This is a genomic window from Paenibacillus sp. A3 (assembly GCF_001399685.1).
GTDB lineage: Bacteria > Bacillota > Bacilli > Paenibacillales > NBRC-103111 > Paenibacillus_G.
Genome location: NZ_JTHN01000018.1, coordinates 1 through 4,942, shown reverse-complemented (window position 1 = coordinate 4,942; position 4,942 = coordinate 1). Strand labels below are relative to the sequence as shown.

General features: G+C 41.0%; 4 protein-coding genes and 1 pseudogene. 2 read left to right on the top strand and 3 right to left on the bottom strand.

Annotation, left to right across the window (positions count from 1 at the left end; translation table 11 throughout):
• Both QJ48_RS02160 and QJ48_RS02155 read right to left on the bottom strand, forming a co-directional pair.
• A partial coding sequence (locus tag QJ48_RS02160) for a TIGR02677 family protein (protein ID WP_054972026.1) occupies positions 1 to 1,534 on the bottom strand: 1,534 nt, incomplete at its 3' end.
• Positions 1,535 to 1,577: 43 nt separating this feature from the next.
• On the bottom strand, positions 1,578 to 2,009 hold the full coding sequence (locus QJ48_RS02155) for a nucleotide-binding protein (protein WP_054972025.1): 432 nt from the start codon (positions 2,007 to 2,009) through the stop codon (positions 1,578 to 1,580).
• Positions 2,010 to 2,186: 177 nt separating this feature from the next.
• Here QJ48_RS02155 and QJ48_RS02150 point away from each other — a divergent pair, with 177 nt between their 5' ends.
• Positions 2,187 to 2,642, top strand: coding sequence for a hypothetical protein (locus QJ48_RS02150; RefSeq protein ID WP_054972024.1), 456 nt, complete (start codon positions 2,187 to 2,189; stop codon positions 2,640 to 2,642).
• 555 nt (positions 2,643 to 3,197) lie between these two features.
• Here QJ48_RS02150 and QJ48_RS02145 read toward each other — a convergent pair.
• Positions 3,198 to 3,857: an O-methyltransferase gene (locus QJ48_RS02145; protein ID WP_054972023.1), complete on the bottom strand. Its 660-nt coding sequence runs from the start codon at positions 3,855 to 3,857 to the stop codon at positions 3,198 to 3,200.
• Positions 3,858 to 3,985: 128 nt separating this feature from the next.
• On the opposite strand from QJ48_RS02145, the pseudogene QJ48_RS02140 reads away from it, so the two are divergent.
• A pseudogene (locus tag QJ48_RS02140) lies at positions 3,986 to 4,887 on the top strand (LysR family transcriptional regulator).
• Positions 4,888 to 4,942: the final 55 nt, after the last annotated feature.

The following is a 4,942-nucleotide window of genomic DNA, read 5'->3' as shown; positions in this document are numbered from 1 at the left end:
TTTTACCGTCCATCCAGTGAAGCAGTTCACTCCATGCAACCTGATTTATTACCTTAAAAGTAAATTCATAGTCCTGAAGTTCAAGCTCGCCATCTTCACATAATAGAATGGTTCGCTGTCCAGTAGACGGCTTCCTTAATTTAATTTCTATTCCTTCGGAGGTTTGAAAAAATGACGCAATGGAAGCATTACAACGGCTGATCCAATGTAAAATTTGCATTCTTGTTGAAAAAGGTATTTTTCCTAACTCAGAAAGGTTTATTCTTTCAATTTCAACCATCTTTACTAGGAATTGCAGCTCTTTCTTATGTTGCTTTATGAACTCTTTTCTTATCTCCTCTTTCTTCTTCGAATGGTCCAAGATGGGTTCGGTATCTTGACGGTCATTTTTTTTTCTGCTACGAGACCTTAATGTTTTTACCATAGGAGCTTCTTCCCACATCGACATCTCTTGATTATCAGACCCTCTCAAATCCTCCCCCTGCAAATGACGCGTAGGAAAAATCCCAAAAGCATAAGCGGCTAACTTATGAGCCGACTCTAAATTATCTGTTCGATAAAACCATTGCCCAAGGTAGTCTAGTTCTTTTCTCCTGCTTACGGTTGAACGTTTTCTTTCCTGAATTCGTAACGCGCAGCGAACAATTTTAACAATTGCATCCTTTGTGGCATTTTCCAGTAGCATGAGTTCGCTAACCGAACCTGCTTCGCCGTTAAACCATCTATTCAGGCCATCCCATTTTTCAAATATTTCATTTAAATATTGCTCTTTAGAAATCATTTCATCCAATTTAGGAATACGCCATTCGTCCTCAACAACAGCGTGCAGAAATATATCCCTTACACCGTTGGTTATTTGATTAAGATGTCCTTCAATTTTATATGAACGCCGTTGCAAAGCATGCACAAAATCTTGCAAGTACAGCGTAATGGAGTCTTTATATAATAAAAAAGCATCCGTAACCATTAGCTCCTCCGCCACACTTGTCTGAAGACTAGCTATGTAATCCACCGATGCCTCGTGCAACTTCTGAAATGAACTATATAAAATATTCCAAAACTCTAAAGATTCCCCTGGCTCATAAATACCTGATTTTTCCCTAATCTTTAGCAATGTTTCTGCAATTGTATCAAACAACGTCGGTTCCAAAGAACCTCCGTATCCTCTTACCGTTTCAAGGTTTTCAAGAAGCCGTTCAATTTCGATCGAATATGGCGTCAGTAAATATTGGAATTTTTTGCGCAAGTATTCTTCTACCGTAACTGCTCTTCCCCCATCATGGCGTGATGAAAGATTCCCCCATTCTACCAGTTGCTCCAAATCGATCTGGCACTGTTCGAAGGAATAATTTTTAAGCAAATTCCATGACATTAGGCCTTCATAAATTTGTTCGGGTTTAAGCCAATAGTTTAGTTTTTGATATTGCTGGTACAGAAATCGCATTATGGCTCTGTAGCGGGTGACATTATCTGCATTAATGTACTTTAATTCAGGTACATTACGTAGAGACTGTAGACTTGGAATTTTACTCAAGGGAACCTCCTTGTGAAATAATGACTATGCGTATTTGCTTTATTTATTTATTACATCCAGAGTTTATAAAACGTAGCCACTCCAATAACTCAATTTGTGCTCTGTACTCTTTATTTAAGTCACAGTAAATAATTCCGCTCAGATCGGATGCAATTTTAGTAGTACCTTTTCGACATATAATTGTTTTCTCTTTTCCTAAAATCGATAATAAAAAGCCATATTCCAAAACAACATTATCTCTCGGGGCTAAAACATAATCGTTTCTATACCAAACCTTGTCATCCTCGTTAAAAATTAAAATAGCAGCATCTACCTTCATGCTAATGTCCCTTAGACTTTCTAACATATATTTCCCTAACAAAAACACGCCTGCCTTATTCCAAGGAAACGGAGTATATCCTGCTTCTTCTATAAGCATAGCTATTTTCCTAAGCTCATCTGACGATTCCAATGAGCTCCCTATGAAAACTTTCATTTTAGTACTACTCCTTCCCATAGATAGGCATACATATATTTAGCACCATATTACTAGATATATAGAAAATATACTATACCCTTCCATTTTCAGTAGGTATTTTTCACCTATATTGTGGTATAATTTATTAAAAAAATACTTATTTTCGAATAAAAAATTTGAGGGAGGTAAATAGGTTTGAGTACATTACATAAAGTGGAGCTGGCTCTAAAAGAATGCGAAGAATTAAACGAAGAAGATTTAAAAGCACTTCGTAAAATGTTATGGAAAGCCTTTTACTCTGTTCACAAGAAATTGGAACATTCGTCTAAAAAAAAATCTAAATCAGATAATTACTGTCCTCGTTGCCGATCGAGCGATGTAATAGGCCATGGAAAAAAAACAACAAAACGATTTTTGTGCATGGTCTGTGGGATAACTTTTGTAAAAGAAAGACACCTCCTCTACTATAGAAGACGGAATCCCGACAAAATTATCGACCTTGTTGTCGCTATTCATACCTCTGACAAAAGCGCTGCTGAAATTATGAATCAACTCCAAATACCCGTTAAAACCTATTACCAGTGGAGGGACGACATTTTATTAGTTTTTCCTCAATTAAAAGAAAAATTTAAAAATAGGGGTAAAAAGTAAGCTTTCTTGGGGTTATCACCTAAATTTTGAGTGTGTTTGAACATTAATTGAATAATAAACCTATTTTTATTGTTCCCACAATTAACAACAATTTAATTTATAGACAAAACGAATGTTTGTTTATAGAAAAAGAAGCCCGTACTGGGGACAATCATGAAAAATTAAAGGTTCTTACAGGCTAAACTTGTAAGAACCTTTATCTACGTGATCGTATTTTTTTTCGTTTCGATTATATCATGTCAAAATTGAGTGACCGCCAGTGCTATGCAAGCGATACCGAGTTTCTTCCCATTGTTTATCAGACCATTTCATCCTAACATACTGTAAATCAAGATAAGCGGTCGTATGCCTGTCGTTCTATCCTTTCTTATAAGCCTGCCTTAAAGCTTCCATGTCTATTTTATCCATTTGAAGCATAGCCTGCATCACTCTCGCCGATTTCTCGGCATCCTTGTCCTGAAGCGCTCACCCCAAAACTTGGGAACGATCTGCCGCAACCCCTAAACTTGTCTGTGATTCAGCTGCATCAAACAAAAAACACTAGCTCTTGCCGAATCATCCGTTCACAATTCCTAAAACAAACCCATCGTATCCCTTACTGCCAACGGTCTGAATCGCCGTAGCGGATATTCGATCTTCTTGCGCCAGCAGGTCATAAAACTCCCGGACTCCATTGACACGGGGATCTGTGCTGGCTTCGTTAGTAATCTCGCCGCCGCGAATGACATTATCCCCAATGATGACCGTCCCGGGGCGGGACAAGCGAAGCGCCCATTTCAAATATCCGGGGTTATTCGGCTTATCCGCGTCAATAAATATGAGATCAAAAGGCGCAGCCCCTTCTTCTTCCAGCTTGGCCAACTGCTCAAGCGCGTTCCCTACCCGGATTTCCACTACGCCCTCCACCTGAGCAAGGGATAAATTCGCCTGCGCTACCTCCGCATGCCGCGGATCAAGCTCCAGGGTAACGAGGCGTCCGTCTGCGGGCAGAGCCCTTGCCATCCAAATGGTGCTATAGCCTCCCAAGGTCCCAATTTCAAGAATTCGCTTGGCATTTTGCATCCGGACAAATAATTGCAGCAGCTTTCCTTGGGCTGCAGATACGTCGATTGGCGGCAAGCCCGCCTGCCGGTTTGTAGACAAAACCTGCTCCAGCACGGAATCGTGAGGAATAAGCTTCTCCGTTATATACACGGCTCCACATGTCCAATGCATTCATTTTATCCCATCTCCTTGTTTTTATTTTGACTTCAACCTTGATTTTAGTTGATTCAGAACTATAAATATAATATATTATTTTTTCTGTTTCATATATTTTGTATATAGAATAAAGGAGACGTGCCATGAATCTGCATGCCCTGCGGCTATTTCATACGATCGCTTCCACCGGAAATGTAACTCGCGCCTCCGAACTGTTGAATATCAGCCAACCGGCCATTACGGCTCAGATCAAAAAACTCGAAAAGGAACTCTCCATTCCTCTATTGAAGCCTAGTGGAAGAGGAATTGCCCTGACGGATGCCGGTGAAAAAATGGCGCTGCTCGCAAAAAGGCTGTTTGCGGTGGAACAGCAAATCGATCAATTTTGTCACGAATACTCAACGGCACGAACGGACATATTCGATTGGCTGCGACCTATTTGCCGGCCCAGTTTCTGATTCCCGCTTGGATCGCGAAGTTTAAACAGCAATACGAACAGGTAGAAATGACGATTACAACAACGAATTCAAGCGATGCGCTCAAGCAGCTTTTACAGATGGAAGTGGACCTTGCGGTTTATGGAGGACTGGCGGAAGAATACCCGCATACGATTCAAACGGAAGAGTTGTTCCGCGACGAGCTGTGGTTCGTAGTAGCGCCGAATCACAAATATGCGAATCAGCAAGTTTCGCTGGGCGAAATGATGAAGGAGCCTTTCGTCATGCGGGAGGAAGGAAGCTCGACACGGGAAAGGCTGCTGGCTTTATGCCGAACCTACAGCATATCCAACCCCCGAATCACGCTGCAATTCAATGGATTGCATGAAGCGATCATGGCCGTTATCGCCGGCTATGGCGCCAATTTCGTTTCTTCGCTGGTCGTACGGGAATATGTACAGCGCGGCGAGTTATGCCGGGTTTACGTTCAGGACGTCCGGTTGCAAAATACAATTGCCATCTGTACCCGCAAAAACGAGCCTTCCTCTCCTTTACAGAATTTTAGTATATCGAAAGGATGGAAAAAATTCAAAAAAACACCGCCCTGAAAGGACGACGTGAGCTTGTTGAGAAACCCGCTTCGCGTATAAAATTCTCTGCATA

Coding starts and splice junctions, on each gene's coding strand:
- QJ48_RS02155 (WP_054972025.1), bottom strand. CDS start 2,009: ATGAAAGTTTTCATAGGGAGCTCATTGGAATCGTCAGATGAGCTTAGG.
- QJ48_RS02145 (WP_054972023.1), bottom strand. CDS start 3,857: ATGCATTGGACATGTGGAGCCGTGTATATAACGGAGAAGCTTATTCCT.